The 24,598-nt window shown below is 52.4% G+C and carries 23 protein-coding genes; 14 read left to right on the top strand and 9 right to left on the bottom strand.

The features are described 5' to 3' along the window. Both OSC10802_RS52845 and OSC10802_RS0112190 read left to right on the top strand, forming a co-directional pair. Window positions 1-286 (top strand): hypothetical protein (locus tag OSC10802_RS52845; RefSeq protein WP_198525105.1); only part of this gene is annotated, 286 nt, incomplete at its 5' end. A 190-nt stretch (window positions 287-476) separates the two neighbouring features. Beyond that, a complete protein-coding gene (locus OSC10802_RS0112190) occupies window positions 477-983 on the top strand; it encodes a gluconokinase (protein ID WP_044170098.1) in 507 nt (168 codons plus the stop codon). A gap of 367 nt (window positions 984-1,350) precedes the next feature. On the opposite strand, the gene OSC10802_RS0112185 is transcribed toward OSC10802_RS0112190, so the two are convergent. From OSC10802_RS0112185 to OSC10802_RS0112170, 4 genes are all read right to left on the bottom strand, one after another. Continuing rightward, window positions 1,351-2,373, bottom strand: coding sequence for a hypothetical protein (locus tag OSC10802_RS0112185; RefSeq protein ID WP_155967626.1), 1,023 nt, complete (start codon window positions 2,371-2,373; stop codon window positions 1,351-1,353). 318 nt (window positions 2,374-2,691) lie between these two features. After that, on the bottom strand, window positions 2,692-3,672 hold the full coding sequence (locus OSC10802_RS0112180) for a carbohydrate kinase family protein (protein WP_017717046.1): 981 nt from the start codon (window positions 3,670-3,672) through the stop codon (window positions 2,692-2,694). A 665-nt stretch (window positions 3,673-4,337) separates the two neighbouring features. Then, a protein-coding gene (gene prfB, locus OSC10802_RS0112175; RefSeq protein ID WP_155967623.1) for a peptide chain release factor 2 occupies window positions 4,338-5,460 on the bottom strand; the annotation gives its coding sequence in 2 pieces (ribosomal slippage) (window positions 4,338-5,387 and window positions 5,389-5,460; 1,122 coding nt in all). Between the two features lie 556 nt (window positions 5,461-6,016). Further along, entirely contained in the window at window positions 6,017-6,745 is a 729-nt protein-coding gene (locus tag OSC10802_RS0112170) for a Bax inhibitor-1/YccA family protein (protein WP_017717044.1), read from the bottom strand. Between the two features lie 762 nt (window positions 6,746-7,507). On the opposite strand from OSC10802_RS0112170, the gene OSC10802_RS0112160 reads away from it, so the two are divergent. After that, window positions 7,508-8,278, top strand: a complete 771-nt coding sequence (locus OSC10802_RS0112160; RefSeq protein ID WP_026098407.1) for an RNA polymerase sigma factor SigF — start codon at window positions 7,508-7,510, stop codon at window positions 8,276-8,278. A gap of 96 nt (window positions 8,279-8,374) precedes the next feature. Here OSC10802_RS0112160 and lgt read toward each other — a convergent pair whose 3' ends face one another. Next, a complete protein-coding gene (gene lgt / locus OSC10802_RS0112155) occupies window positions 8,375-9,274 on the bottom strand; it encodes a prolipoprotein diacylglyceryl transferase (protein WP_017717042.1) in 900 nt (299 codons plus the stop codon). A gap of 607 nt (window positions 9,275-9,881) precedes the next feature. Between lgt and OSC10802_RS0112150 the strand changes: the two genes are divergently transcribed. From OSC10802_RS0112150 to OSC10802_RS0112135, 3 genes are all read left to right on the top strand, one after another. Then, a complete protein-coding gene (locus OSC10802_RS0112150) occupies window positions 9,882-12,806 on the top strand; it encodes an ATP-binding protein (protein ID WP_017717041.1) in 2,925 nt (974 codons plus the stop codon). A gap of 98 nt (window positions 12,807-12,904) precedes the next feature. Beyond that, on the top strand, window positions 12,905-13,276 hold the full coding sequence (locus tag OSC10802_RS0112140; protein ID WP_017717039.1) for a response regulator: 372 nt from the start codon (window positions 12,905-12,907) through the stop codon (window positions 13,274-13,276). A gap of 303 nt (window positions 13,277-13,579) precedes the next feature. Beyond that, on the top strand, window positions 13,580-14,941 hold the full coding sequence (locus tag OSC10802_RS0112135; protein ID WP_017717038.1) for an ATP-binding protein: 1,362 nt from the start codon (window positions 13,580-13,582) through the stop codon (window positions 14,939-14,941). 103 nt (window positions 14,942-15,044) lie between these two features. Here the strand turns inward: OSC10802_RS0112135 and OSC10802_RS55570 are convergent, their stop codons facing one another. After that, window positions 15,045-15,167 carry a hypothetical protein gene (locus OSC10802_RS55570; RefSeq protein WP_255349132.1) on the bottom strand — a complete coding sequence of 41 codons (123 nt, stop codon included), beginning with the start codon at window positions 15,165-15,167 and terminating at the stop codon, window positions 15,045-15,047. Window positions 15,168-15,545: 378 nt separating this feature from the next. Between OSC10802_RS55570 and rlmN the strand changes: the two genes are divergently transcribed. Next, window positions 15,546-16,619 (top strand): dual-specificity RNA methyltransferase RlmN, encoded by a 1,074-nt coding sequence (gene rlmN, locus OSC10802_RS0112130; protein ID WP_017717037.1) that lies wholly within the window; start codon window positions 15,546-15,548, stop codon window positions 16,617-16,619. A 290-nt stretch (window positions 16,620-16,909) separates the two neighbouring features. On the opposite strand, the gene OSC10802_RS0112120 is transcribed toward rlmN, so the two are convergent. Further along, entirely contained in the window at window positions 16,910-17,089 is a 180-nt protein-coding gene (locus OSC10802_RS0112120) for a hypothetical protein (protein ID WP_017717035.1), read from the bottom strand. Window positions 17,090-17,403: 314 nt separating this feature from the next. Continuing rightward, window positions 17,404-17,604, bottom strand: a complete 201-nt coding sequence (locus OSC10802_RS0112115) for a hypothetical protein (protein ID WP_017717034.1) — start codon at window positions 17,602-17,604, stop codon at window positions 17,404-17,406. Between the two features lie 427 nt (window positions 17,605-18,031). Between OSC10802_RS0112115 and OSC10802_RS44295 the strand changes: the two genes are divergently transcribed. The 7 genes from OSC10802_RS44295 to OSC10802_RS0112085 all read left to right on the top strand — a co-directional run bounded on the left by OSC10802_RS44295 (window position 18,032) and on the right by OSC10802_RS0112085 (window position 23,937). Beyond that, window positions 18,032-18,373, top strand: coding sequence for a HAMP domain-containing protein (locus OSC10802_RS44295; protein WP_052334306.1), 342 nt, complete (start codon window positions 18,032-18,034; stop codon window positions 18,371-18,373). Beyond that, window positions 18,370-19,017 (top strand): sensor histidine kinase, encoded by a 648-nt coding sequence (locus OSC10802_RS39875; protein ID WP_082218276.1) that lies wholly within the window; start codon window positions 18,370-18,372, stop codon window positions 19,015-19,017. The genes OSC10802_RS44295 and OSC10802_RS39875 overlap by 4 nt, the downstream gene beginning before the upstream one ends. 340 nt (window positions 19,018-19,357) lie before the next feature. Beyond that, window positions 19,358-20,332: a sodium-dependent bicarbonate transport family permease gene (locus OSC10802_RS0112105; protein ID WP_017717032.1), complete on the top strand. Its 975-nt coding sequence runs from the start codon at window positions 19,358-19,360 to the stop codon at window positions 20,330-20,332. A gap of 13 nt (window positions 20,333-20,345) precedes the next feature. Continuing rightward, on the top strand, window positions 20,346-20,633 hold the full coding sequence (locus OSC10802_RS0112100) for a P-II family nitrogen regulator (RefSeq protein ID WP_017717031.1): 288 nt from the start codon (window positions 20,346-20,348) through the stop codon (window positions 20,631-20,633). Window positions 20,634-20,852: 219 nt separating this feature from the next. After that, the gene (locus tag OSC10802_RS0112095; RefSeq protein WP_017717030.1) at window positions 20,853-21,563 is read left to right on the top strand and encodes a carbonic anhydrase; all 711 of its coding nucleotides are present in this window, start codon (window positions 20,853-20,855) and stop codon (window positions 21,561-21,563) included. 150 nt (window positions 21,564-21,713) lie between these two features. Beyond that, entirely contained in the window at window positions 21,714-23,081 is a 1,368-nt protein-coding gene (locus tag OSC10802_RS0112090; RefSeq protein ID WP_017717029.1) for a proton extrusion protein PcxA, read from the top strand. 631 nt (window positions 23,082-23,712) lie between these two features. After that, window positions 23,713-23,937 (top strand): hypothetical protein, encoded by a 225-nt coding sequence (locus OSC10802_RS0112085; RefSeq protein WP_155967617.1) that lies wholly within the window; start codon window positions 23,713-23,715, stop codon window positions 23,935-23,937. Between the two features lie 269 nt (window positions 23,938-24,206). On the opposite strand, the gene OSC10802_RS0112080 is transcribed toward OSC10802_RS0112085, so the two are convergent. Then, window positions 24,207-24,491, bottom strand: coding sequence for a hypothetical protein (locus OSC10802_RS0112080; protein ID WP_017717027.1), 285 nt, complete (start codon window positions 24,489-24,491; stop codon window positions 24,207-24,209). Window positions 24,492-24,598: the final 107 nt, after the last annotated feature.

Here is a 24,598-nt window from a genome sequence, read left to right as displayed (position 1 = left end):
CGACAGCCGCACCGGCACTGACACCCAGGCGGAGGGACCAGCCAATCCCACCGGCACAGGTAACACGACAGCGGGAACCGGCAGCCGCACCGGCACAGGTAACACGACAGCGGGAACCGGCAGCCGCACCGGCACAGGTAACACAACAGCAGGAACCGGCAGCCGCACCGGCACAGGCAACACGACGGCGGGAACCGGCAGCGCCACCGGCACGGGTAACATGCAGGGGAGGACAATTGTTTGCGGCATTCCCATGACCTCCGAAGCCACTAGCGGGGGGCAATAAACCGGGCCTCTGTCCCGACCGCTATAGCATTAGTCATACTGGTTAAGACATCAATGGCGTAGGGACAAAAGGCGTAGGACAGGCGTCTCGCCTGTCTTACTGTCCTAACCTAAGTGCATATTGCTATAAACGCTAAAATTGTAGGGGCGACCCGCCCGGTCGCCCCCATTTTCCATCGGGTGGCGCTGCGATGATAGTTATAGTCATGGGAGTCTCTGGTTCCGGCAAATCGACCATTGGCCGGCTGCTGGCGGCATCACTGAACTGGAACTTCAGCGATGCCGACGATTTTCACCCACCGGCAAACATCGAGAAGATGAGCCGGGGCATCCCCCTCGACGATGCGGACCGCAAACCGTGGCTCGATCGGATGCAGCGCGCCATCGACGGATGGCTGGAGGGGGACACAAACGCGGTGCTGGCGTGCTCAGCGCTCAAAGCGTCCTATCGCCAGTCACTGTTGCGCGACTTGCAGCGCATGAGGCTAGTTTACCTCAAAGGATCTTTCGAGCTGATCTCACACCGGCTGCGATCGCGCCAGAACCACTACATGAAAGCGGACTTGCTGCAAAGCCAGTTCGACACTCTCGAAGAGCCAGAGGAAGCGATTGTTGCCGACGCCTCGCAGCCGCCAGAGGAAATCGTGCGGATGATTCTGCTTGAGCTGCGGGCCGGTGGCAGCGAACATTCCAGCTAATACTAGACACCGGGTTTCTTTGGATACAATAAGATAAATTATAGCCAATTATAGCCGTTTCATTTGGATGAATTACGCAGAAGCTCTTAGGCTTTTAACCTGCTTTTCCGTTGAAAGGAGGCAGAGCCTCCAGATTGCGTTCCCAGCTTGAGCTGGGAACGAGAGAACCGGGTTTCTGGAATCCCCCATCCGGGGGAAAACATTGATTGAGAAACCCGGTTTCTTGCACCCCCGCCCAGAAACCTCGTTTCCAGACTGAAGCTGGGAACGCATATCTGTCGGCGGAACCGACTTTCTCCACAGATTAAAAGCCTGTTACCTTACCGACACGGCTGCGCACCGGCAATGGCACCCGGTTTAATCGTCTTCAGTTTCCTATGTTTCTCACTGAACGTAAAATTCGGCTAATTTCTGCCTGACTGAGAAAAGGAGCCGTTAAACAGATAGTTTTAAAACACCCATGTCCTGAATTGGAAAACCTCACTTCAGTATCATTGATATATCTAAGACCGGAGTTGCCCAAATTCCAGAAAAGACTAATGGCTTGACCTGATTTGATGTATTGTTCGGCAAGTCCAGAATCAATTTGTTGGAGTCCGCCTTCAATTGCTGCGGGATAGCTGGACAACCCCTCTTTTAGGATGTAAGCATTAATAACACTGGCTCCTTGATTAAAGTAAACAAAGCCATTTCTAAATTCATCAGGTAGGTCAAAATCGACTTGAATGTAACGCCCACCGCCTCGCTCTACAAATTGTCTCCAGGTTGGGACTTTCGGCGTTGCTGTCATATTCCGAGAAGCCGCAGTGAACTTATCATAAATCGGCGGTTCATTAGCCATAGAACTTGCAATGTCGATAATTCTCTGCTTGTTCTGCTCTGAGGTCAATCCAGGAAAATAAGGCTGACTTACTACAAAAGTAAGACCATTCTGCTCCCAAATTGCCAATCCATAAGGACCGCTGGAAGCACCTCTTGGATTAACAGCAACGTAAACCCCACTAACTCCCTGTCCTAAATTAATTGGAACACCGCTGCTTTTTTGATCCAGGTGTCGGTTATCGGAACCTTCTCGCACAGCAGCAATGTATCCGAGCTGACAAAAACGGGCCCGACAATCTGGTGTTGAAACTAGAGATATTCTTAATTCCCTGTCTTTATAAGGCTCCAAAATCGCATAAAGCGTTATTGGCTTTTCTCGCTCATTAATAACTTCTAAATAAGCCGGCAATCTCATCACCATTCCTTGGGTAAGCCGATTCTGGATATCTCTGATAATTGGTCTAAATATAGATGCAGGTTCAGCCTGTGCAGGGGTTTGTTTGGTTAATGTTCCCACACCCAAAACCGCCAAGCTTACCATAAAGCTAAGTAGGAAATGCCCTTTCATAAACTCTCCCTTCATTAAGATAAACCAAGGAGCATACTATTCTTATAAATCCCTCTCTTGTCGTCCAGGCATCTTGCCTGCCAAGCGAGTTTTTTTATTCCCCCGGCTTTAGCGCAGCGGCGCGTAAGCGCGACGCCCGTGCTACAAAATCGGGATGCTCCCCATAAACCATGAGTCAACCCTACCATGTATTTTATAGAATTCAACCTTGCCTGAAAGAATTTAACAAAATTTAAACCGGCTCAAAGGCGGTGGCGGCTCGCAGTCATACTAGAAACCGGGTTTTTCCCAAAGAAACCCGGTTTCTTACCGCTTGATTTAGTGAACAGCGCTGCTGTGCAAGAAAGCTTCCACCTCACCGGCATCAGGTGCGCCGGCGATCGCACCCGGTTTAGTCGCCGTCAGCGACCCCACCGCACAGGCATATGTTACCACTTTTTTCGCCATCTGCGGGTCTTCGAGAATGCTAATCCCGTGCTGGCAGATCTGGTGGACAAAACCGGCAAGAAAGGCATCCCCCGCGCCGGTGGTGTCTGCCACCTTCACAGGAAAAGCCGGCACCTGCGAGCAAGTGTCTCCCAGACAGTAGGAGCAACCGTGCTCGCCGGCGGTGATCAGCACACCCTCCACTGAGTCGAGCTTGTAGGATATGGAACTGGCATCTGTCGCGCCTAAGAGCCATTCAGCTTCCTCTTCGGAAAGCTTGAGGAAATCGACCTGAGGGAGCAGATCCAGAATCAGCTGGGGGGCGTCGGCGGGATCGGGCCAAAACGCCGGTCGCCAATTAACATCCAGCACAATTTTGACGTAGTGCTGCTCGGCGAGATCGATCGCTCGCTCAATCGCCTTGCGGCTGTCGGGATAAGCCATTTCCAAGCTGCCCAAAACCAGAAATTCAGCATTTTCAAACAGTTCCTCTGGCAATTGGTCACTCTGGAGATAGGTATCGGCAAATTCTGTGGTGTCCCGCTCACCAAAACCGGCAAACTCCCGCTCGCCGGTTTCTGAGCGCAGGACGTAAACTGCCCTTGTGGGTGCTGTTTTGTGGCGCTGGATGCCGGTGACACCCACACCGGCACCAGACAGCACCCGCACCAGGGAGTCTCCGGGCTCATCTTGGCCAACACAGCCGATAAATCCCGCCGGCGTCCCCAACTTGGCTAGAGCGCAGGCCACATTGGCCGGTGCGCCTCCCGCATGGGGTGTCCAAGACTCAACCTGCTTTGGGGAGTGCCCGGGCTGGTCAGCCAGATAATCAAACAAAATTTCACCGAGGCAGATAACACGGGGATGAGTCACGGCAAAACACCTTGTTCCAAAAGCGGAGTTTCTAAACCTAGATCCCGGGATCGCTCCCGGTAACTTTGGTTAAATCTGATATCCATTTGCAGTGCTAGCGATACCTTAAAAAGTCTTAGCAACCCTTGCTGTATCTGCTCTGCTACCGCTAAAGAATCATTAAATTTTGCGCTAGTTATAGAACAGAACAACCCTCTCTGTCAAGAGGGTTGCAGCATTTATAGCGGTTCTCATCCTTTGTGAGGTACTGAGAAACCCGGTTTCTTTAACAACCCGGGTTTCTGGCCATAGTTCATCCAACTGAGAACCGCTAGATCGTATTCCGCTAAGACTTGGGCGGGCGTTGCGCATCAAAAGAATGAAAATGCAGGGGCAATCGGGAACATCCCATTTTTGTAATCCCCCTCACCCCCAGCCCCTCTCCCACTTTGGGGAGAGGGGAGAATTCTTGATTTTTCCCCCCTCTCCCTTAATGGGAGAGGGGGGTTAGGGGGGGCTCGGGGCCCCCTCTGGGGATGGGGGGGAAGAGGGTGACAGTCTTTGCAAAAACGGGATGCTCCCGGGGCAATCCCCCCGCCGTTGCCCCTAAACGGTGAGGGCAGCCTCCGTGTCGGCAGCCGCCCTCCAGACATTCCCATCCCGCTACTGTGCAGCGCCCGAAGGTATTATGCCGGCTGGCTTTCGGCAATCTGGTTTTCCTGGCGCAGATAAGCTTCGATAAACGGGTCGAGCTCGCCGTTCATCACGTCGGTGATGGCGGTGGTTTCCACGCCGGTGCGCAGATCCTTAACCAACTGGTAAGGATGGAACACATAGTTGCGGATCTGGTTGCCCCACGCGGCTTCCACCATATCCCCCCGGATCTGGGCAATTTCCTTGGCCCGCTGCTCAACAGCGACGATCAGCAACTTCGCTTTCAGGATGGCCAGGGCTTTTTCTTTATTTTGCAGCTGGCTGCGCTCTTCGGTGCAGCGCACCGCAAGGCCGGTGGGGATGTGAACAATCCGCACAGCGGTTTCCACCTTGTTGACATTCTGCCCGCCCTTACCGCCGGCGCGGGAGGTCGTAATTTCTAGATCCTTCTCTGGAATCTCCAGCTGCACCGAGGTGTCGATCGCCGGCATCACTTCCACGCCGGCAAAACTGGTTTGCCGCTTGCCGTTGGCATTAAACGGGGAAATCCGCACCAGCCGGTGCGTTCCTTTCTCCGCCTTCAGATAGCCGTAGGCATAGCGACCGGCAATTTCCAGGGTGGCGGACTTAATCCCCGCTTCATCCCCCTCTGAAATTTCGGTCAGGTGCACCTTGTACCCCTGACGCTCCCCCCAGCGGGTGTACATCCGCACCAGCATCTCGGCCCAGTCTTGAGCGTCTGTGCCGCCGGCACCGGCATTTATGCTCAGCACCGCACCTTTTTCGTCGTAGGGTCCGGAGAGCAGCTGCTGCAGCTCCCACTGGTCGAGTTCGCGGTTGAGCTGGGTTATATTCGTTTCCGCCTCCAGCAGCAGCGCCTCATCGGGCTCTAGCTCCAGCAGTTCCAAAACTGCCGTAGCGTCTTCCAGACTGGTTCGCCAGCGGTCGTATTGCTGCAAGTGGGATTTCAGTCCGTCCAGTTGTTGCAGCGTCTGCTGGGCGGCGGCTTGGTCGTCCCAAAACGCCGGCTGAGCCGCCAGCTGCTCCAGGTCTTGAATCTGGGCTGTCAGTGCCGGTATGTCAAAGATAGTCCTGGGTTTTCCCCAGGCGGTAGGACAGCGTTTCGATTTCGCGTTTGATGTCTAGGACTTCCATTATCTTTCAATCCGATACATTTTTGCTATCAATTGCTGTCAATTGGTAACAAATACATAAGCACAGGAGGCAAGCTCGATAGCCAAGGCGTATCAACCAATGCCCGCAGGGAACCCGCGAGTACAACGTCCAAACTCCAGACAAAGTGACTTCCTTTGAGAAAGAAGCTGTCTCCATCAAGTCTAAAGGCCATTTGCCTTTGGGGTTCGGGCTTTCAGGCGATTTAGACACAGCCACCTACCGAGTGGAAATCGGATTTAGATAGCTGTTTTGGACTTTTCAGAGCAACCACCCGCCTTTGGTTTTCGGGTCGTGGTGGCTGTCTTGAGCAAAATATAGCATAGCTCAGCATATGGTGGCAAATCGCTTGCTGCTGCCAGCCCTGAGAGGGAGTCACACTAAGGAACTGACCGCATTCGGCATTATAGCACATTTCCCGAAAATTAGGGTGCGTGACGCCAAAGTCGTCACGCACCCCCGGTTCTATTTAAGGGGGGGATTGCAGGCGCTGTACAGGATTGGGCAACGGACCTGCAGCCACCCCGCCCCTGCGGGATTAATCCCGGCTATTGAGGGCGATCAGCAAGCGCAGGATAAAAATAAACAAGTTGATGTACGTCAGATACATCGACAGGGCGGCGCTCAGGTACTGCTCGTTGCGATAGGTGCGAGGCAGGATAAAGAAGTCAACCACCGCCGCACCGGCAAACAGAAACACCCCGACGCCGGAGATGGCAACTTCCAGCCAGGTGGGCGTGTAAACCCCAAACAGGGACAGCAATAATTGGCCAACGAGGACGACCAGCAGGGCAATGATGCCGAGCTGTACCGTTCGGGTGACGGCCATGCCGTCTTCTTCCGACAGGTTAGAGCCAATTTGTCGGGCGGCGATAAAGGTGACGCCGCACCCCAAGGCGGCAAACCCCACTCCAGGCAGGCCAACTCCCGCTGTCCGCAAGGCCAGGAACACCAAGCCGGTGAGGGTGTAGCCGGTCAGCAGGCTGTAAGTGGCCAGCAGGGGCAGAGCGGTGCTGTTGTTGCCCTGTGCGGCCACCCTCTGGGCCACAAAGAACAGAACCAACTCCAGAATCACAGCCACCAAGAAAGTGGGCATGAACAGCCCCGGGTTGGCACTTAAAACCCTCAGCCCGCCGTAAGTACCGGCAGCGGTGAGGACAAGTCCGCCCCCCAGGTAGGGCAGGGCGTTGGCAATCACATTTGGGCCTACCAGCGGCTGGTATTTGGCCTCCCGCATGGCTTGGCGGAAATTACTCGTATTGCTCATATTCTTTCATCCGATTAGCAAGGCAAAAGATTGCTGGCTATACCTATTTTCACTTATATTTCGGCGGCCCGCAGCGAGACCGCCCGCAGCAACAGGGTGCCTGACCCAGGTGCGACCGGCTGATTGAGTCCTGTGGGGTGCCGGTCAATCCTCTTAAGTTACAGCCGGCACGCTTCTCCCCCCGCCAGCCTCTCCAACTATCTATTCCGGTGAATTGCCCCTATTAAATTTTCTCTCCCTCTCCCTCTTTCTTCTTCCTCCTTGGCGTTCTTGGCGTCTTGGCGGTTTGTTATAAAACGAAATAATCAAACGGAATTTTTCGCCGGCAGTCTCGCAACCCGAGCCAGAAGCTGTAGGGGCAACCCCCGTGGCCACCCTCACCGGCCACCGGCAGAGACGGCCCAGACATTTCGGTAGCGCACCCTACCTTTTTCCTCGGATTGTCCGGGCAAGAAATTGCTGGGGACTGCTTATTTTCACCTATGTTTCGCCGGCCCTGCCTAGGCGGCCCGCCGGTGCCAGCCTTTAATCCTTAAGAAAAGCTAAAAGCGAGTCGGCGTTTGGGGTAGAAACCTACGTGTTTGTGCTGAGACGCGGCAGGATCGCCCCAGTCAATTCCGTAGAACAACCATAGTTGCGGCTTGGGGGAGCCACAGAGAATAAGTACAGCTGCTTTTCAGCGTCGGGTGCGTCTGGTCTGATGAGTTAACGATCCCAACTCCCTGAAACAAAGGGGTTTCTACCGTTGAGGGCTTTTTAAGGATGGCAATTCAATCCTCTGTCCGCTCCCGTGGTATGGAGCTGCTGGTTTCCTATCACCACAACCGCTCTGTCGAAATTCGCAATCAGCTGGTGCGCTTGAATGCAGGCTTGGTGCGCAAGATTGCTCACAGAGTCAGCCACCAGTGCGCTGAACCCTACGAAGACCTGGAACAAATCGGCTATCTCGGCTTAATTCGGGCCATTGAGCGCTTCGACCCCAGCCAGGGATGCGCCTTTAGCTCGTTTGCCGTTCCTTACATTCGCGGCGAGATGCTGCACTTCTTGCGCGACAAGGGCAATCCGGTGAGAATTCCCCGCCGCTGGCAAGAGCTGCAAAAAGAAGGCCAGAAAGTTCGCGAGCGATTAACAGCGTCTCTCGGTTACTCTCCTAGCGAGGCTGAAATTGCTAGAAAGCTGGGGGTTTCTCTCGAAGAGTGGCGGGAAAGCCAGTTGGCCACGCAAAATTCTACCCCCCTGAGTCTGGATGCCACAATTGGCCAGCAAGTGGACATGCCGGTGACGCTGGGAGATACGCTGCTCGACGCGCACTACCAAGCGCTGCAAAATGCTGAAGAGGAGCGCCAGCAACTGCAAGGGGCGTTGAGCCAGCTGGAAGAAAAAACCCGAGAAGTGATTGAGTTTGTGTTTTTGAATGATATCCCCCGCAAGGAAGTAGCGGAGAGGATTGGCGTCAGCCCGATGACTGTGACGCGGCGGATTCAAAAGGGGATTGAGCAATTAGTTTCGCTGTTGCGCCCACAAGTAGCCTAGTCAGATTTTAGATTTCAGATTCCTAAAAAGTAAATTTAATCTAAAATCTAAAATCTAAAATCTAAACTCTAAACTCTAAAATGCCTTAAAATGCCTTTACGGAGAATTGTTGGGCGGACCGGCAGAGGAAGAGCGATAATCCTGCTGCTGCCGGTTGGCGGGGACAACATCTGGCAGAGGCCGGTGGAGGAGGTAAAGCCACACCAAACCGGCAAGCCCCAAAACAATGCCGGTTAAGCTGACCATCTGAGCCATGCGCAGCGGCCCCAGCATCAAGCTGTCGGTTCTCAATCCCTCAATCCAAAATCGACCTGAGCTGTAAGCCGCCATGTAAACTAAAAACAAGGTGCCGGTTTTCAGGCGGGGCTTCCCCTTTAAATCTCGAAAGAATAGGGTAAGTAATAAGCTAAATACCATCAAATTCCACAGGGATTCGTAGAGAAAAGTGGGGTGGAAGTAGTCGAAAGTGATGTACGCCGGCGGGCGGTTGCTGGGGGGGATATAGAGTTTCCACGGCAGATTCGTGGGACCCCCAAAGGCTTCTGAATTGAAGAAATTTCCCCACCGGCCAATGGCCTGACCCAAAATCAGGGAGGGGGCGACCAAATCTGCGAGTTGCCAGAAGGAAATTTTCTGGAGGCGGGAAAAAATTAAGGTGGCGGCGGTGCCGCCGAGAATGGCACCGTGAATGGCAATGCCGCCTTTCCAAATGGCAATGATGTCGCCTGGATTTGAGGCGTAGTCTTGCCACTGAAACAGGACATAGTAGATTCGGGCGGAAGGAATAGCCGCCAGGACGAGCCAGATGGCCAAGTCGCCCAGCAGTTCTGGCTTCAGGTGCCGGCGGGACGCCAGGTACTGGGAGAGGGTGATGCCAAGCAGCACCGCTGAGGCAATCAAAAGGCCATACCAGCGGATGACCAGTGGCCCCAGTTGGAAGATGATTGGCCCTGGGGAGGCGAATTGAAAGGCTAACGGTAGGGTGGGAATATCCATAAATATTGATTTTAAACGGCTTCGGGGGCGCGCCGGCAGCCGGCGAGCGCGGAAAAGGGCCACAAAAGCGGCGAGCGTCTCGTACCGGCTGGGTGGTGCTGTCGTGGGGTTTGTAGTTGGGCGGCGGCCCATTATTAAGTTTGTTGCTCAAACGAGAAGACGACAAGCCGTTTGTAGTTGGGCGGCGGCCTATTATTAAGTTTGTTGCTCAAACGAGAAGACGACAAGCCCGCAGGCCGGCCCTTTTGCAATCCAAAGAGCGGGGATAGGGCCAGATCTCGGCGATCGGTTTGTAGTTGGGCGTCGGCCCATTATTAAGTTTGTTGCGCAAATGAGAAGAAGACATTCTAAAAAAAATGTTAATTCTGTTAAAAACGTTGTGCCGGCAGGCAAAATAGGCATTGAAGTGTTACGGAGGAAACACCTAGAGGGAATTCTAAACCTCGAAAATGAATCCTGACGCTGCCAGTGAACCGCACAAGCGTGCCGCCTGTGCGAGAGATCAGGGGGGAACAGCAACCGGCATCTTAACCCTTGAGAGGTTGAAGCCGTGTGTTTCTCCGTTTGGGTGCGAGCTGCCAACCACTGAATACGGTCTATTAAATAGATGGTGCTAGAAACCCAACAGGAGCAGGCTTCCGGCTCCCACTCAGAACCGTCTCAACCAATCCCTGGCGGGAATCTCAGGGAGAGGTCGCGGATGCGCCTGCAGCGAACCCTGACACCCTTGGAAACCTGGGGCTTTGGTCTAACAGGTCACGTCACATGGCTGAGTATCGCTCCAGCGATCCACGCCGCTACTGGGCCCAGTGCCCTGTTGGTCTGGTTGCCTGGGGCGATCGCCGGCATCTTGCTAAACCTGCAAGTGAAACGCTTGGGCGAACAATGGCCCGAAATGGCCGGTGGAACGCCCAACTATGCCGCCCGGTTGCTGAAGAGCTATCCAGGGCTTGCCCGCTATGCGGCGCTGGGATATTACATTAGCTGGATATCGAATGTGCCGGTGGCCGCCATCATCCTGACCAAGCTGATTGAGAGGAACCTGGAGCCTTTGGGTGTGGCCTGTCCCGATACCCTGATGAAAATCGGCTTTGTGGCCGTTATCTTTACTGTGGCGTTTAGCGGCACCCGCGCTTTGAGCATCCTGCATTTATGTTTCGTGATTCCGGCGTTCGGACTGCTGCTGCTGTTTTGCCTGCAAGGTCTGGGCTGGCTGGCTTTCTCCCCATCGAGCCCGGGCTTTTTTCCGAGCCGCTCATCGCCCCTCACCTTTGTGGAGTGGGCCAAGTGGTTTTTCCTTGTTACCTACGTTACCAACGCCGGCGAAACCGCTTCCTCGTTTGTCGGCGACAGCAAACGCCCGGCTGAAACGCTGCGCTTTCTGACGGTTGCCGCTTGTCTGATGCCGCCGGTGTTTCTGGGCGGGTCCTGGGTGCTGATGCGCCTCGCTACCGAGCCCCGACTGGGGGAGGACACGTTCTTAAATCTGCTAGCTGCCTCTAAGCCGTTCTGGGGGGCGTCTGCTTCCGGAATGGTCACATTCCTGCTCTCTGCGAGTTTCCTTCTCAGTTGCGCCACCGCAGTTTCCAATTGCCCCCGCATTTTGTACCAACTCAGCCTTGACGGACACCTGTCATCCGTGTTCGCCGCTGTGTCCCGACGGGGCGTACTCGGACCGGCCTTGGTGTTTACCTTGTGCCTCAATGTCATCTGTCTGATTTGGGGAAATGTCTCGCAAATCGTGGCAATCACCAATACTTGCTGGCTGGTGTCTTTCATGGCCCTCCATTGGGGACTGTGGCTGGGCCGGGCCAGGCCAGAGGTGCGCTGGCCCTGGCCGTCGCTGGGCTTCTTTTTGGTAGAGGTGGTTGTGCTGTTCGTTGGGGGCTGTGCTTGGGGCTGGAACAACTTTCTCATCGGGTTCCTGTTTCCCCTCGCTGTTTTGGCTGTGGACGCTGCGATGCGCCGCCTTCAATTTGCGCCCTTTCACGCCGCCTGGTGGATTGAGCGCTACCGGCAAAGGCCCAAGAAACCGATAGAAGATTTTGTGGCCCTTCAGGTGACAGTCCTGATCTTGCTGGTCTGCAGCGCCGTTGCCGCCGGCTGGGTTTTGGGCCTGAAATTAAATGCCGTCCCCAGGGCCAACTCTAATTTATTGCTGGTGCTGATTCAGGGTGTGGCATTTGTCGGAGTGGCGATTGCCTGCTGGACGAGCTTGCCTCAGGTTGTCTCGATGGACGAAGCGCGAGAGGCGGCGGAACAGCTGTTTGTCATTGCCCTGGACGCGATTGCCGTGCTCGATGAAAATGGCATGATTCGTCAGGCTAACCCTGCAGCTGAGCGCCTGTTTGGGGTGAGCGCCGGCCAGCTGGCCGGACGTCACCTCAATCAGCTGCTGCCCGGATTGGGGAATCATCCCGATGAGTGGCCGAGCCGGTGCGAGCAAACCCTCAACCCGCACGGGCCAAATCCCCTTATCCTGGAAGTTGCCATCTCAGACCGATTCTCCCAAAACGCATCGCAAACCAATCGGGACCTGCAAGAATATGTGGTGATTCTGCGCGACATGACCGAGCGCGTGCGAGCCCGGGAGGCGCTGCAAAAAGCTAATGAGCAGCTAGAAATAAAAGTTGAGGAGCGCACCTCTGAACTCAGCCAGACTGTTGAGCAATTGCAGGTGGAAATAAACGAGCGCCGGCGGGTCGAAGAGAATCTGCGAGCCATGCAAAAACAAATTGTCGTGCAAGAAAAGCTTGCTTCTCTGGGAAGTTTGACAGCCGGCATCGCCCACGAAATCAGGAACCCCTTAAACTTTGTTAACAACTTCTCTGAGCTTTCCGCTGAATTGGCGGAAGAGCTATTTGAAGAAATTGAAAATCAAGCCGGCAGGCTCGATCCCGAAACCATTGAGTCGATTGCCGACCTGTTAAGCGACCTGAGACAAAATCTGCAAAAAATCAACCATCACGGTCAAAGAGCTGACCGTATCGTTAGCAGTATGCTGCTGCACTCTCGCGGAAAAAGCGGTCACTGGGAGGCGACGGATATCAACAGTGTATTGGCCGAGTATGTCAATCTCGCCTATCACGGGATGCGGGCCAAGGATGCTTCCTTTAATATTACCATAGAAACCGGCTGTGACGAGTCTATTGGCTCTGTAGAAGTCGTGCCGCAAGACATGGGCCGAGTTTTCCTGAACATTATCAACAACGCTTGCTATGCAGCCCATCAAAAGAAACAAGAAATGGGCAGTGAATTTTCTCCGCTCCTGAACGTGCGAACTAAAAATCTGGGCGAGCGCGTTGAAATCCGCATTCGCGATAACGGCTCCGGTATGACGCCAGAGGTGCGCGATAAACTTTTCACCCCCTTTTTTACTACAAAGCCAGCGGGAGAAGGGACTGGTTTGGGTCTGTCTATCAGTCACGATATTGTGGTGCAGCAGCACAGAGGAGAACTCCAGGTGGAAACGGAAGCAGGCAGCTATGCAGAGTTTATTATCATCTTACCAAAAAAGCAAGCCCATGAATGATATCAATTTGGGATTTGGGATTTGGGATTTGGGATTTTAAAACTGAACATGGGTTGTGCGGGGTAAATACTGTCAAGTTCAAGGGAATGGTAAAATAAATGAAAGTCATAGTGGTTGACGACGAGGAAGATATCCAGCTCCTGTTCAAGCAAAGATTTAGAAAGGAAATCAAAGCCGGTCAAATAGAATTTATTTTCTTCTTATCGGCGGAGGCGGCGCTAGACTACCTGCACGAGCGGGGAGAAGCGTCCGCTGTGCTGATTCTCTCCGACATTAACATGCCGGGAATGAATGGGCTAGAACTTCTCAGAATCATTAAAAAAGATTTGGCCAGCTTAAAAGTCTTTATGATTACCGCTTACGAAGACCCTCAAAATTACAAAACTGCAATGACTTTGGGGGCAGATGACTATATTACAAAGCCAGTTAACTTTTTGGGACTGAAACAAAAAATATTCAGCTTGTTTTAGGCCCCTATAATCCCCACCTATCTGCCCCCCGGATCGTCCCGATCAGTTGAGCGAAACTTTTTCCAAAAGAATCGTTTTTACGGGTTGGAATAGCCAGCAAATGATATATAGCAGTAGCCACTTAGATTAGGACATTAGACCTTCAGGGGGGCGGGACGCCCCCCCTACGTCTATATAGCAGTAGGCATTTAGGGAAGGTACATTCCGGCCTCCCTTGCTCCAGAGCTCCCGAAGCTCCTATTGTCTTAACCCATATGACTGCTGCTATAATTATTAAAGAAAATCCAAAAAAGGATAAGTGCTGTGGCAGCTAAAATACTCTTTGTGGATGACGAGCCGGATTTAGAACTTCTGATTTGCCAAAAATATAGAAAAAAGATTCGCACCGGCGAATTGGAGCTGGTTTTTGCCCGCAATGGCGCAGAAGCGCTGGAAAAGGTGCGAGATAACCCCGACCTCGACATGGTGCTGACCGACCTGAATATGCCGGTTATGGATGGTTTGACTTTGCTGGCTAAACTGAATGAGATAGCGCCGCTGATTAAAACAGTGGTAGTTTCCGCCTATAGCGACATGGCAAATATCAGAAAGGCAATGAACTGCGGGGCATTTGACTTTCTCACCAAGCCCATAGATTTTCAGGATTTAGAAATTACTATCAGCAAAACCCTGAACTGCGTGCGACAGCTGAAAGAAAACCTGCGCTTGCGGCAAGAACAAGAGGAGGAGTTGCGGCAATCGGAAGCGCGAGAGCGCGAAAAAGCGATTCAGCTGCAACGAGTTTTGCAAGATTTGCAGCGCACTCAAGCTCAGCTGATTCAGAACGAGAAAATGTCGAGCTTAGGGCAGCTGGTTGCCGGTGTCGCCCACGAAATTAACAACCCCGTCAACTTCATCTACGGCAACCTCAGCTATGTTGGGGACTACACTCAGGCTCTCCTGGATTTAATCGACCTCTACCAGCAGTGCTATGTCAATCCTGACCCTAAAATCCTAGCTTTAATTGAGGAGACTGAGCTTGATTTTCTTAGAGAGGATCTCCCCAAAATGCTGTGCTCTATGAAAGTGGGAGCTGAGCGCATCCGCCAGATTGTGATGACGTTGCGCACATTCTCCCGGGTTGACCAAGCTGAAATGAAGCCGGTCAGCATTCATGAGGGCATCGACAGCACTCTAGTGATTTTGCACAATCGGCTCAAGGCAAAGCCTGAGAGTCCCGCTATTCAAATCGTCAAAGAATACGGGGATTTGCCGGCAGTCGAATGCTATGCCGGCTCTTTGAATCAGGTCTTTATGAACCTCCTCAGCAATGCAATTGACGCCCTGAACGAGCGCGATAAGACACGCTCCTCAGACGAGATTAAAAACAGCCCCAGTACCATTACCATTCGCACCCAAGTTCTGAACCGGGATTGGGTGAGAATCAGTATCAAAGATAATGGGCCCGGGATAGATATTGATGTTATGGGACAGCTATTTGACCCCTTCTTCACTACTAAGCCGGTGGGCGAAGGCACCGGCTTGGGACTGTCTATCAGCTATGATATTATTGTGCAAAAGCACGGCGGGCAACTGAAGTGTTGCTCGCAACTCGGACAGGGGGCAGAGTTTGTTATTGAGATTCCCATCGTGCGGATAGCTCACGCAGCGCTGAAGGCGAGTTAATTGGCTGTGGGGCAGCTACAGGTCTGGGTTACTGGGGTGCGGAAGTCGGAGAGGTTCTCTCTCCCAATTGGGGCGTAGGGCTGTCACTTAAATGACAGGCGCTTCAGTGATTTCCGCCACCGGCAGCGGGGGAGAAAAGGCTGCCCTTTGTCTGCGCCACGCTCAACTTTGTTAGAAAATTATAAACATCTTGCAGCAGAAAAAGATAAAGTATAGCACTAGCCACTTAGATTAGGACATTAAACCTTCAGGCTCGGCGGACGCCGTACATACGTCTATAGAGCAGTATAGCAGCAGTCATATTGGGTAGGACATAGGACACGCTATGGCCCAATTGCCGGCTGCTATATCAGAGGTTAGGGGCGGGTTTATCGGTGTTGTACCTGTGTGGCACTCTTTGTCGGTGTTCCCGCCCCTACATCATGTTAAACCCCAAGTCCTTTCCCTAAGTGCCTACTGCTATATCTGATCCCAGACAGGGTGCGGAGTTTTGGATTGAAATTCCCATTAGGCAAACAGTTAAGAAAGTCTGAATTTGGGTTAACTCAGCGTTTATCGGCTCAAAATGTCATCATGTAAATGGATCAGTAGCCGGCACACTTTTATGTTAGCAGTTCAAACACCCCCGACCCCGCTGTTGGGGGCAACTCTTGCAGAATTAACCGAATGGGCGCAGCAGCAGGGGCAACCGGCTTACCGGGGCAAGCAGCTGCACCAGTGGATCTATGAAAAAGGCGCTCGCTCGCTGGCGGAGATTACCGTTTTCCCCAAACAGTGGCGGGAAACTGTGGCGGATGTCCCTATTGGCCGGTCTGCCACACACTACCGCTCAGTTGCCCCAGACGGCACAGTCAAATATCTCCTGAAGCTGGCGGATGGCTTGATTGTGGAAACTGTCGGCATCCCCACAGACAAACGCCTGACGGTATGCGTGTCCTCCCAGGTGGGCTGCCCGATGGCGTGCGATTTCTGCGCCACCGGCTTTGGCGGCTTCAAGCGCAATCTGGCGGCGCACGAAATTGTCGATCAGGTGCTGGCGGTTCAGGAAGACTTTGGCCGGCGCGTCAGCCACACTGTCTTTATGGGCATGGGCGAACCCTTGCTCAATGCTGAAAGTGTTCTAGCAGCGGTGCGCTCTATTAACGAAGATATCGGAATTGGGCAGCGAAATATCACCATTTCCACGGTGGGAATCCGCAATCGCATCCGCAAGCTGGCAGAACACAAACTGCAATTCACCCTCGCCGTCAGCCTGCACGCCTCCAATCAGGCGCTGCGGGAAAAGCTCATTCCCAGCGCTCGCGCTTATCGCTTAGATGAGCTGATAGCAGAATGTCGGGAATATGTCAAGCTAACCGGTCGCCGGCTGACGTTTGAATATATCCTGCTTGCCGGTGTGAGCGATCTGCCGCAACACGCAGTAGAACTCGCTAATCTAGTGCGGGGATTTCAGAGTCACGTCAATTTGATTCCCTACAATCCGATCAGCGAAGCTGACTACCAGCGCCCCAGCCGCGAGCGGATTGAAGGTTTTACTGCCGCTTTGAAGAAGCACAACATCGCTGTGAGCGTGCGCTATTCTCGGGGCTTGGAAGCTGACGCCGCCTGCGGGCAATTGCGGGCTTCTCGGGCTGGAGGCAGATACGAAGCTCCCACAGCAGTTGTAAATGATTTGTGAAATTCTTTTTCTTTCCTTGGCGCTCTCTGCGTCTTGGCGGTTTATTAAAATTATGAACCGCCAAGATGCCAAGGACGCCAAGAATGAAGAAGAAAGATGTGGCGGTGTGCGCCATTCCGAAGCGACTGCCTCCTTTCTCCAATCAGCGCATTAAAAGCCTAACAGCATATTTGTGGCGCAGGGAAGGAGCTTGACAAACCCGCGCCCCGCCCCGCCCCCACTCCCCAAGCCCGATCCGGAAGGGCTGTGACGGTTTCTTGTGGCAGAGGGGGGTTTTGCGCAGGCGTTCCTTAGCGGCGGGCGTAGATCCCCGGAGCGTAGGCCTCTCTGACTCTGCCGGTGCGGGAGCAGGCAACCATCAAGTAATCGCAGCTGGGGCATTGAGTCCGAGTCAGCTCACTGCTGGCCAGATAGTCGCGCTCAGCATGACTGCCGCAGTTGGGGCAGCGGATTTGTTGTTTTGCGTGCATGTTATAACCTCTCAGTTCAACCTGTTTCTCGAAGCCTCTACAAAATGAGACAGAAAGTCTCCCACTTTACAGTTTTTAACAATCTGCACCCAAACGTATCCCTTTGGCGAGCCGAGACTCACTTATATATTACAGTATCTCAGCATTTGTGCCGACTGTCAATGGGATCGCCCGCAGGAAGGGCGATCCCCGGCACATCACCCCCGGCTTGACCGCCGCATATCACAAGGGGTTCGCGCCAATCATAAAGAAATAATTAAGATTAGCCGGCTCCCATAAAATTTACACTTTTTCATGGAAAGTAGGAGAATTTCTCAACTGCAGCCTGTAGATGGAGGCGGTGGGGCGCGAGGGGGGCTGCGGCTGCCGGCATAGGGCTGCGGGAAGCCTCTGGGGTTTTGGGGAGATCGCCGCACACCGGCGTGTTTGGTGAAACACTGCCGCAGCGCTCCCGACAGCTGCCGCACCAATCCGGCAGGCACCGGCTGCCTGCCGGACAGCAAGATATAGCGCATTTTATTTGCATTATGTATCTCTATTTTTCGTTTCAATATAAAGCTGAAAACGAAATTTGTAGGCTCTGCCTCGTTTAAACGTAAAAGCAGGTTAAAAGCCTAAGAGCTTAAAACCGATCCGCCCCGCTCTCAATCGCATTCCCAAGGAGGCCGAAATAATTAAATCCTAATTAATAGGAGATGAAATAAATATGTCACCTTCCCTGACAGGCAGGCAAAAATCTCCCAGAGGGGGGATGAGATCGAGAGGAGGTGCCTATTAAAAGTACAGTAGCTGACTGCAGGCAAGGTAAACCCATCATGCAACACGTCTTACTGGTTGATGAGGAAGAGGCATTGCGAGCGAGCTTTTTTCAGAGCAGCAACTTGCCGGATGGTTCTCAGGTTTAGGCGACTGTCTTGAGCAAAGTATAGCAGAATTTGAAAGATGTTAGCAAATCGCCTGCTGCTGTCAGCCCTCGCCCAGTTCCAGCGCCAGTTTCAAGCCGTGATTTGGACGGTGCTGGGAACGGTGCTGGTGACGTTCTCGCTCTGCGCCTGCGTGAGCCTGTGGTTCTCCCGCCGCATCGCCACGCCCATCCAGGCGATGCGCAACTTTGCCATCCGGCTGGAGGCAGGTCATTTGGGTGACAAGCTGAATATCCCTCAAAACGATGATTTCGCCGATTTGACCCCTCGTCTCATTCTAGTGAGGTGCGCCTGGCGGCGCTGGAGCTTTAGCGGCGGTCGTTCCTGGCGAATGTGTCACAGGATTGGCTTATTTATATGAGAAACGGGTCAGTGACGCTGGAGGCGCTCTCCAGCGGTGCCGGTGAGGAGCAAGAGCTGCGGAACCGCTTCATCCAGACGGCGCTGGAGGAAACAGCCCGCCTGTCGCGGCTGATTCAGGACTTGCTGGAACTGGGGCGGCTGGAAGCCGGTGTCCTGCCGCTGCAAGAGCAGCCGGTCAGCCTGCAACAGTTGCTCAATCGCTGCGTGCTGGCGATGGAGTCCCGCATGCGAGCCGCCAGTCCTGGCTTCGAGCTGGACGTTCCCGACGTTGAGTTCAAGGGCGATCCAGAACGGCTGTTGCAAGCTTTCCTGAATGTGCTGGACAACGCGATTAAATATTCTGCGCCGGATTCTGAGGTTTTCGTCTCCGGGAGTGTGGGAGGTGGCTTTGTGGCTGTGCAAATCCAAGATTGGGGAGCCGGCATCAGCGAAGCCGATTTCCCCCACCTTTTTGAGCAGTTTTACACGGCAGATCGCTCGCGCAAAGGCAGCGGCACCGGCTTGGGGCTGGCCATTGCGCAGCCCATTGTGGAAGCGCACGGCGGGAAGATCGCCGCTAGCAGCAGTGCTCGCAAGGGGGCCACTTCCACGATTCGCCTCCCCCTCACCCCACCGGCTCGACCGGCAGCCGGCAATTCGTAATTTTTCTTTACCCAGAGGCGCTTCCGTTCAGGCCCACCGGCAGCGCCCCACCGCAGGGGTGAGTGGGGCTCAGGGACAGGCGGATATGAGAGCGCCGGTGCCAGCCCTGCCCGCAAGGGTGCGCCGGCACAGACTCGAACACCGCAACGGGTGAGGGTGGGGAAGGCCCAGATTGAAAGCGATCTGGGCCAGTGCCGGTGTCACAGCATATTCATATTACTGACATACCTCCGACACGCCTAACTCCTATAAATTTGTCATAACTGAGTCAGGGCTGAGTTAGTCGGTTCGTTTGGCCAATATTTTTCCGTGTTGATTGCTACACATTTTAGGAGCTTAGATGGATTCAAGCCTTATTCTGTTCAACCTTCTGAACCCGCCGGTTCTTTTCTTCTTTCTGGGGATGATGGCGATTTTTCTTAAGTCTGACTTGGAAATCCCTCAGCCTTTGCCCAAACTCTTCTCTCTGTATCTTCTCCTGGCTATAGGGTTCAAGGGAGGCTATGAACTGGACGAGAGTGGAATCAGTCTGGAAATTATCATCACTCTCCTAGCAGCCATCATCATGGCTTGTGCTGTCCCTCTCTACACGTTTTTTATCCTCAAAATCAAACTAGACGTTTATAATGCTGCCGCTATTGCAGCCACCTATGGGTCAATCAGCGCCGTCACCTTTATCAGTGCCAGTTCTTTCCTGGACAAACTCAGCATTCATTTTGACGGCTACATGGTAGCCGCTCTCGCCCTCATGGAATCGCCGGCCATCATTGTGGGCATTCTCCTGGTCAGGATCTTTGGCAAAAAGACAGAAGAAAATTCCGAATTTTCTTGGTCAGAAGTTTTCAAAGAAGCTTTCCTGAATGGCTCGGTCTTTCTTTTGATTGGGAGCGTTTTAGTAGGAGCGCTGACAGGGGGGAAAGGCTGGGAGAAGATGCAGCCATTCACCCAAGGAATTTTTTACGGAGTCCTGACGTTCTTTTTGCTGGACATGGGAATGGTTGCTGCCCGAAGGATAAGAGACCTTAAGAAAACAGGATCTTTCCTGATTAGCTTTGCTGTCTGCATCCCCGTATTGAATGCTCTTATCGGCATCCTGCTCGCAAAATTGATGGGGCTTTCCGAGGGGAATTCTCTTCTGTTTGCCGTACTGTCGGCAAGCGCCTCTTACATAGCGGTTCCCGCAGCCATGCGGATGACCGTTCCCGAAGCCAATCCAAGTCTCTACGTTTCGATGGCTCTAGCCATCACGTTCCCCTTTAATATCATAGTGGGGATTCCTGTGTACTTGGAAATGATTAAAACCCTGGGAGGTTGACACTGTGAACCGGATGAAAAAGGTAGAAATCATCATCACCTCATTGGAATTGGAAAAAGTGCTGTCAACCTTAGAAGAGGTGGGCGTTTCTGGCTATACCATCATTCGGGAGGTGACAGGTAAGGGCGAGCGAGGGGTCGTGTCCAATGATTTAGAAATGGGTGCCGCGTTCAGCAATGGTTATGTGATGAGTATTTGCACGGAAGAAAAAGCCACTGAATTTGTGGAAATCATCAGACCTTTACTCAAGAAGTTTGGCGGTGTTTGCCTGCTTTCTGACGTGCAGTCAATCATCCATTAACCGGCTCTCGCGCTTAGGGGGAACCTCCGCTGAGATCCCGCCAACTTAACTCCCGCTCGGGCTGCCACTGTGCAGCCCAACCCGGGGGCTGTTTTGACAGGTTCGTAAAAGCGTCCCCCCTTCTCTCCACTTCCCGGAATACCGCTCGATTCAGCTGAAAAAATCCTAGAATAAATTACATCCCTCCCGGGACAGCTAAATTTTAACTCGCAGCAAACGATGCCAAATACACAGCAGTTAAAGGTAAACTATAAAGCCGATTTACCGGCGCTAACTGGTGCCAGTGGTTTAGTTGCTATAGCGATGGCCGAAATCGTTATTCCTGAAACAGCAATACCACAAGAAGCCGCCCCACTCACGGGTGACGAAGCTTTGCAAAAATTGATGGCAGGGAATAAACGGTATGTTGAGCAAAAGCGCACTTATCCAGACCAGACGCCAATGCGTCTCGCAGAGGTTGCAAAAGGCCAGCATCCTTTTGCGATCCTGCTCGGCTGTGCTGATTCGCGAGTTCCGCCGGAAATTCTCTTCGACCAAGGACTGGGGGACTTGTTTGTGATTCGGGTGGCGGGTAATATCCTGGACGACGCTATTCTCGGCAGCATCGAATATGCCACAGCGGTATTAGGTGTGCCTTTAATTATGGTGCTGGGGCACGAACGGTGCGGTGCGGTGAAGGCGGCGCTAGACGGCAAGCCAGTCCCTGGCCACATTTTCAGTTTTGTCGATGCCATCAAACCAGCCGTAGACAAGGCAAAAGGCAAAGCCGGTGATGCCCTTGACAACGCGGTCAAAGCGAATATTATAATGGTTGTTGAGCAATTGAAATCTTCCCAACCCATCTTGGCTGACTTGGTTCAAATGGGCCAGCTGAAAATTGTTGGCGCTCGCTACGACTTGGCCACCGGCCAAGTAGAGCTGGTTCCTTGAGATAGCGCTTAAGAGAGAGGGGAAAATCCTAGGGGTAAACAGGTTGTCACCTCCCCCTCACACTCTCTCTTCTTCTCTTATATCTTCGCCCTCTGGCTTCGCTCCTTTCGCTCCCTTGCAACGCCTTATATCCCCAAGACAAGCCGCGACATGAAAAAACCCCAGTTCACAAACATCCAAGGATACTTCCGCGATGCCAGCAAGTGGTTTTCCGCAACACCAGAGAGAGCCCTGGAGGAAGCTTACAATGCAGCCCTGACCATCAAATCAATCGAGGATCAGCATTTTAACGGCCAAAAGATTTCAGCAGAAACAGCTCACTACAGTGAGAGTGTCATTCAGTATTTTGAGGGTCAGTTAACCAAGTACCTCAATATTGCTAGACTCAACTTGTCCGCTTTCAAGATTAGCCACTCACTTCTGACCACTACCAAGTTAGGCCAGCCGAAAGAATTTTCTATTGATTCTTCCGAGTCCTTTCAGGATTCAACTAATATCGTGCTGAGAGAGAAAGCTTCTATTACTTTAGAAAAGCTGACGTTTATTGATGGGGTGTTGGCTAAGTACACTTCTCCAGTGCCAGTGACTTATCCCCCCTCATCTCCCTCCTTATTGGTAGCTTACAGCCAGAGCGAGCAGCCTTCCCAATCAGGCTACCTCTCACAGAACAGTACAGTCCCTTATTCAGCCGAAAAATTCGCAAAAATGTCTGAATCAATTTCTGATAAAACTGGCTTTTTACCGCGCTCAATCTTGAGAACCGTTCAAAAGCTAAAGAAAGACCTCGACCCAAAAGCAGAAGAGGAAGTTATTCAAAATTTCCGCAATTCCAAAAATAAGACTGTTATTTCGCTGAGGTTTATCCTCTTGCTTGTTCTAATTCCCCTCCTGACGCAGCAGCTCTCAAAAAATTTCCTCGTCGGGCCGGTAGTAGACCACTTCCGAGAAGAAAGTTCAGCGGAAATCTTTATAAACGAAGATTTCGAGAAAGAAGCTTTTGAAGATTTGGCGCGGTTTGAAGAGCAGCTGAAATTTAAAATTTTAATAGGCGCGGCACCTCACCTTTCCACAGAAGAGCTAGAGGAGCGGGTCAAACACAAAGCTGAGGAAATTGCTGAAGAGTACAGAGCCGAAGGTAACAGCGCCATAAAAAATGTCTTTGCTGACCTGATATCGGCGGCTGTTTTTGCCACAGTAGTTTTCACCAGTAAGCGAGAAATCGCTATTTTGAAATCTTTTATGGACGAGATAATTTACGGCCTCAGCGACAGTGCTAAAGCGTTTATTATTATCCTTCTGACAGATATTTTCGTGGGGTTCCACTCACCGCATGGCTGGGAAGTGATTCTAGAAGGCATATCCAGACATCTTGGACTGCCAGAAAGTCGGGACTTTAACTTTTTGTTTATTGCCACTTTTCCGGTGATTTTGGATACCATCTTTAAGTATTGGATATTCCGCTATCTGAGCCGCATATCTCCTTCAGCAGTGGCAACTTACAGGAATATGAACGAGTGACATAAAAGCTCTGGCAATCTTTTATTGAGCGGGTGCTTGCGCGCCCGCTAAAACAAATTTATTGTGCAATATAAATAATGTACAAAATTTGGATCGGGGAAGCCGTTCAATTTTAGATTGAACCTCTCCCCCTTTCTCTCCCCAACACCAAGCTCCCGCCCAATGTAAACATTTACAAAGGTTTGTTAAGTAAAATTTAACCTTCTGAGTTTTTTATTCAAAATTGGATAAAGCGATCGCTCACTGGGGCGAAGGTGCCCAGAAAAGCGAATTGCAAAGACTATAGCAGTAGTCATATTGGTTAAGACATTAATGACATGGCTTATGGGGCTCATGCGCATCGGGCTCATGCGCATGGGAAAGACTCACAGCTTTTGCGTGATGCCATGCATGCGTGATGCCATGCATGCGTGATGCCATGCATGCGTGATGCCCATGTACTAACCTAAGTGCATACTGCTATACCCCTCTTTTTTCAAACAAGGGTGAAAGCCGGATCTGTCGTTGCCTGAAATAGCGCAAATTCGTCAAATTGCCCCAACGTGACAGAAGAGGGATACCTTAAGGATCAGCTCCCTCCCAGCTAGTAGATTTAAACTTCTATTAACTGAACATTTGCGCAAGGTAGCAAATGATGGACAACAGAAAGCATTTGAGACGGCTTTCCCGCCGGGAAATGCTCGCGGCTGCCAGTCTCGGAACTCTGGGAGCTCCCCTGGTAGCCCAGCTGGTTGGGCATCAACGTGTCGCCGCAAAGGATCATTCTCTCGCCGGCATCAGCCCTGACGAAGCCCTGCAAACATTGATGGACGGGAATAAAAGGTATGTCGCGTCAAACTGGTTGTGGAGCAATTAAAATCCTCTCAACCCATTCTAGCTGAGTTGCTCAAACAGGGCAGGCTGAAAATCGTTGGGGCCCGTTACGACTTGGACAGCGGTAAAGTCGTGACGATCTCCTGACTTGTGCCACCGGCAAGCCGGAACCTCTCTGGACTGAAGCCCCCTGATATCAAATCCGGCTGCATTCGTCTTGTATGCTGTGGCAATTTTTAGGTTTGCAGGGGCAAAGGTGAGCTACCCACAGCTTTCCCCGCCTTGCCGGAAACCATATCCCCTAACCGGCTCTCACCCTTCCGGAGAGGCCAAATTCCAGATTTTGACTGTGCCGGCACGGCTCTTTTCCAGAGTCTGCCCGCCTTTGCCGGTGGCGAAAACCTCAGCCCCTCTCCCACCGGCACTCAACTTGCCGGTGTGCTCGTGTTGCGGTAGAAAATTCCGCCCCACCGGTGGCGGTGAGTCTTGGATGTGTGGGGGTGTGGGAGAAGATGCGGAAAAATCGCAACTGACAATGTTGCCGGCGACCGCACCGGCTAGCATGCAAGCCACCTGCCATAAAGTAAGCCTTGCCATTATAACATCAAAACATCTATTTGTCAAGCAGTTTTTCTTTCCAGGATACACCACAGATGGAAAAACATCCGGAGATCGCACATTTTAGATTGCCCTCCCCACCCTTG

The sequence above is a fragment of the Kamptonema formosum PCC 10802 genome (genome assembly GCF_000332335.1).
In the GTDB taxonomy this organism is placed as follows: Bacteria; Cyanobacteriota; Cyanobacteriia; order Cyanobacteriales; family Oscillatoriaceae; genus Oscillatoria.
The sequence above is the reverse complement of the archived record's forward strand: the minus strand, read 5'-3'. Positions and strand labels throughout refer to the sequence as shown.

Excerpts from the sequence above, each read along its gene's own strand:
- OSC10802_RS0112190 (WP_044170098.1), top strand. The coding sequence starts at position 477 with ATGATAGTTATAGTCATGGGAGTCTCTGGTTCCGGCAAATCGACCATT.
- OSC10802_RS0112185 (WP_155967626.1), bottom strand. The coding sequence starts at position 2,373 with ATGAAAGGGCATTTCCTACTTAGCTTTATGGTAAGCTTGGCGGTTTTG.
- OSC10802_RS0112170 (WP_017717044.1), bottom strand. The coding sequence starts at position 6,745 with ATGAGCAATACGAGTAATTTCCGCCAAGCCATGCGGGAGGCCAAATAC.
- OSC10802_RS0112160 (WP_026098407.1), top strand. The coding sequence starts at position 7,508 with ATGGCAATTCAATCCTCTGTCCGCTCCCGTGGTATGGAGCTGCTGGTT.
- lgt (WP_017717042.1), bottom strand. The coding sequence starts at position 9,274 with ATGGATATTCCCACCCTACCGTTAGCCTTTCAATTCGCCTCCCCAGGG.
- OSC10802_RS0112150 (WP_017717041.1), top strand. The coding sequence starts at position 9,882 with ATGGTGCTAGAAACCCAACAGGAGCAGGCTTCCGGCTCCCACTCAGAA.
- OSC10802_RS0112140 (WP_017717039.1), top strand. The coding sequence starts at position 12,905 with ATGAAAGTCATAGTGGTTGACGACGAGGAAGATATCCAGCTCCTGTTC.
- rlmN (WP_017717037.1), top strand. The coding sequence starts at position 15,546 with ATGTTAGCAGTTCAAACACCCCCGACCCCGCTGTTGGGGGCAACTCTT.
- OSC10802_RS0112120 (WP_017717035.1), bottom strand. The coding sequence starts at position 17,089 with ATGCACGCAAAACAACAAATCCGCTGCCCCAACTGCGGCAGTCATGCT.
- OSC10802_RS0112115 (WP_017717034.1), bottom strand. The coding sequence starts at position 17,604 with ATGCGCTATATCTTGCTGTCCGGCAGGCAGCCGGTGCCTGCCGGATTG.
- OSC10802_RS44295 (WP_052334306.1), top strand. The coding sequence starts at position 18,032 with ATGTTAGCAAATCGCCTGCTGCTGTCAGCCCTCGCCCAGTTCCAGCGC.
- OSC10802_RS39875 (WP_082218276.1), top strand. The coding sequence starts at position 18,370 with ATGAGAAACGGGTCAGTGACGCTGGAGGCGCTCTCCAGCGGTGCCGGT.
- OSC10802_RS0112105 (WP_017717032.1), top strand. The coding sequence starts at position 19,358 with ATGGATTCAAGCCTTATTCTGTTCAACCTTCTGAACCCGCCGGTTCTT.
- OSC10802_RS0112100 (WP_017717031.1), top strand. The coding sequence starts at position 20,346 with ATGAAAAAGGTAGAAATCATCATCACCTCATTGGAATTGGAAAAAGTG.
- OSC10802_RS0112095 (WP_017717030.1), top strand. The coding sequence starts at position 20,853 with ATGCCAAATACACAGCAGTTAAAGGTAAACTATAAAGCCGATTTACCG.
- OSC10802_RS0112090 (WP_017717029.1), top strand. The coding sequence starts at position 21,714 with ATGAAAAAACCCCAGTTCACAAACATCCAAGGATACTTCCGCGATGCC.
- OSC10802_RS0112085 (WP_155967617.1), top strand. The coding sequence starts at position 23,713 with ATGATGGACAACAGAAAGCATTTGAGACGGCTTTCCCGCCGGGAAATG.
- OSC10802_RS0112080 (WP_017717027.1), bottom strand. The coding sequence starts at position 24,491 with ATGGCAAGGCTTACTTTATGGCAGGTGGCTTGCATGCTAGCCGGTGCG.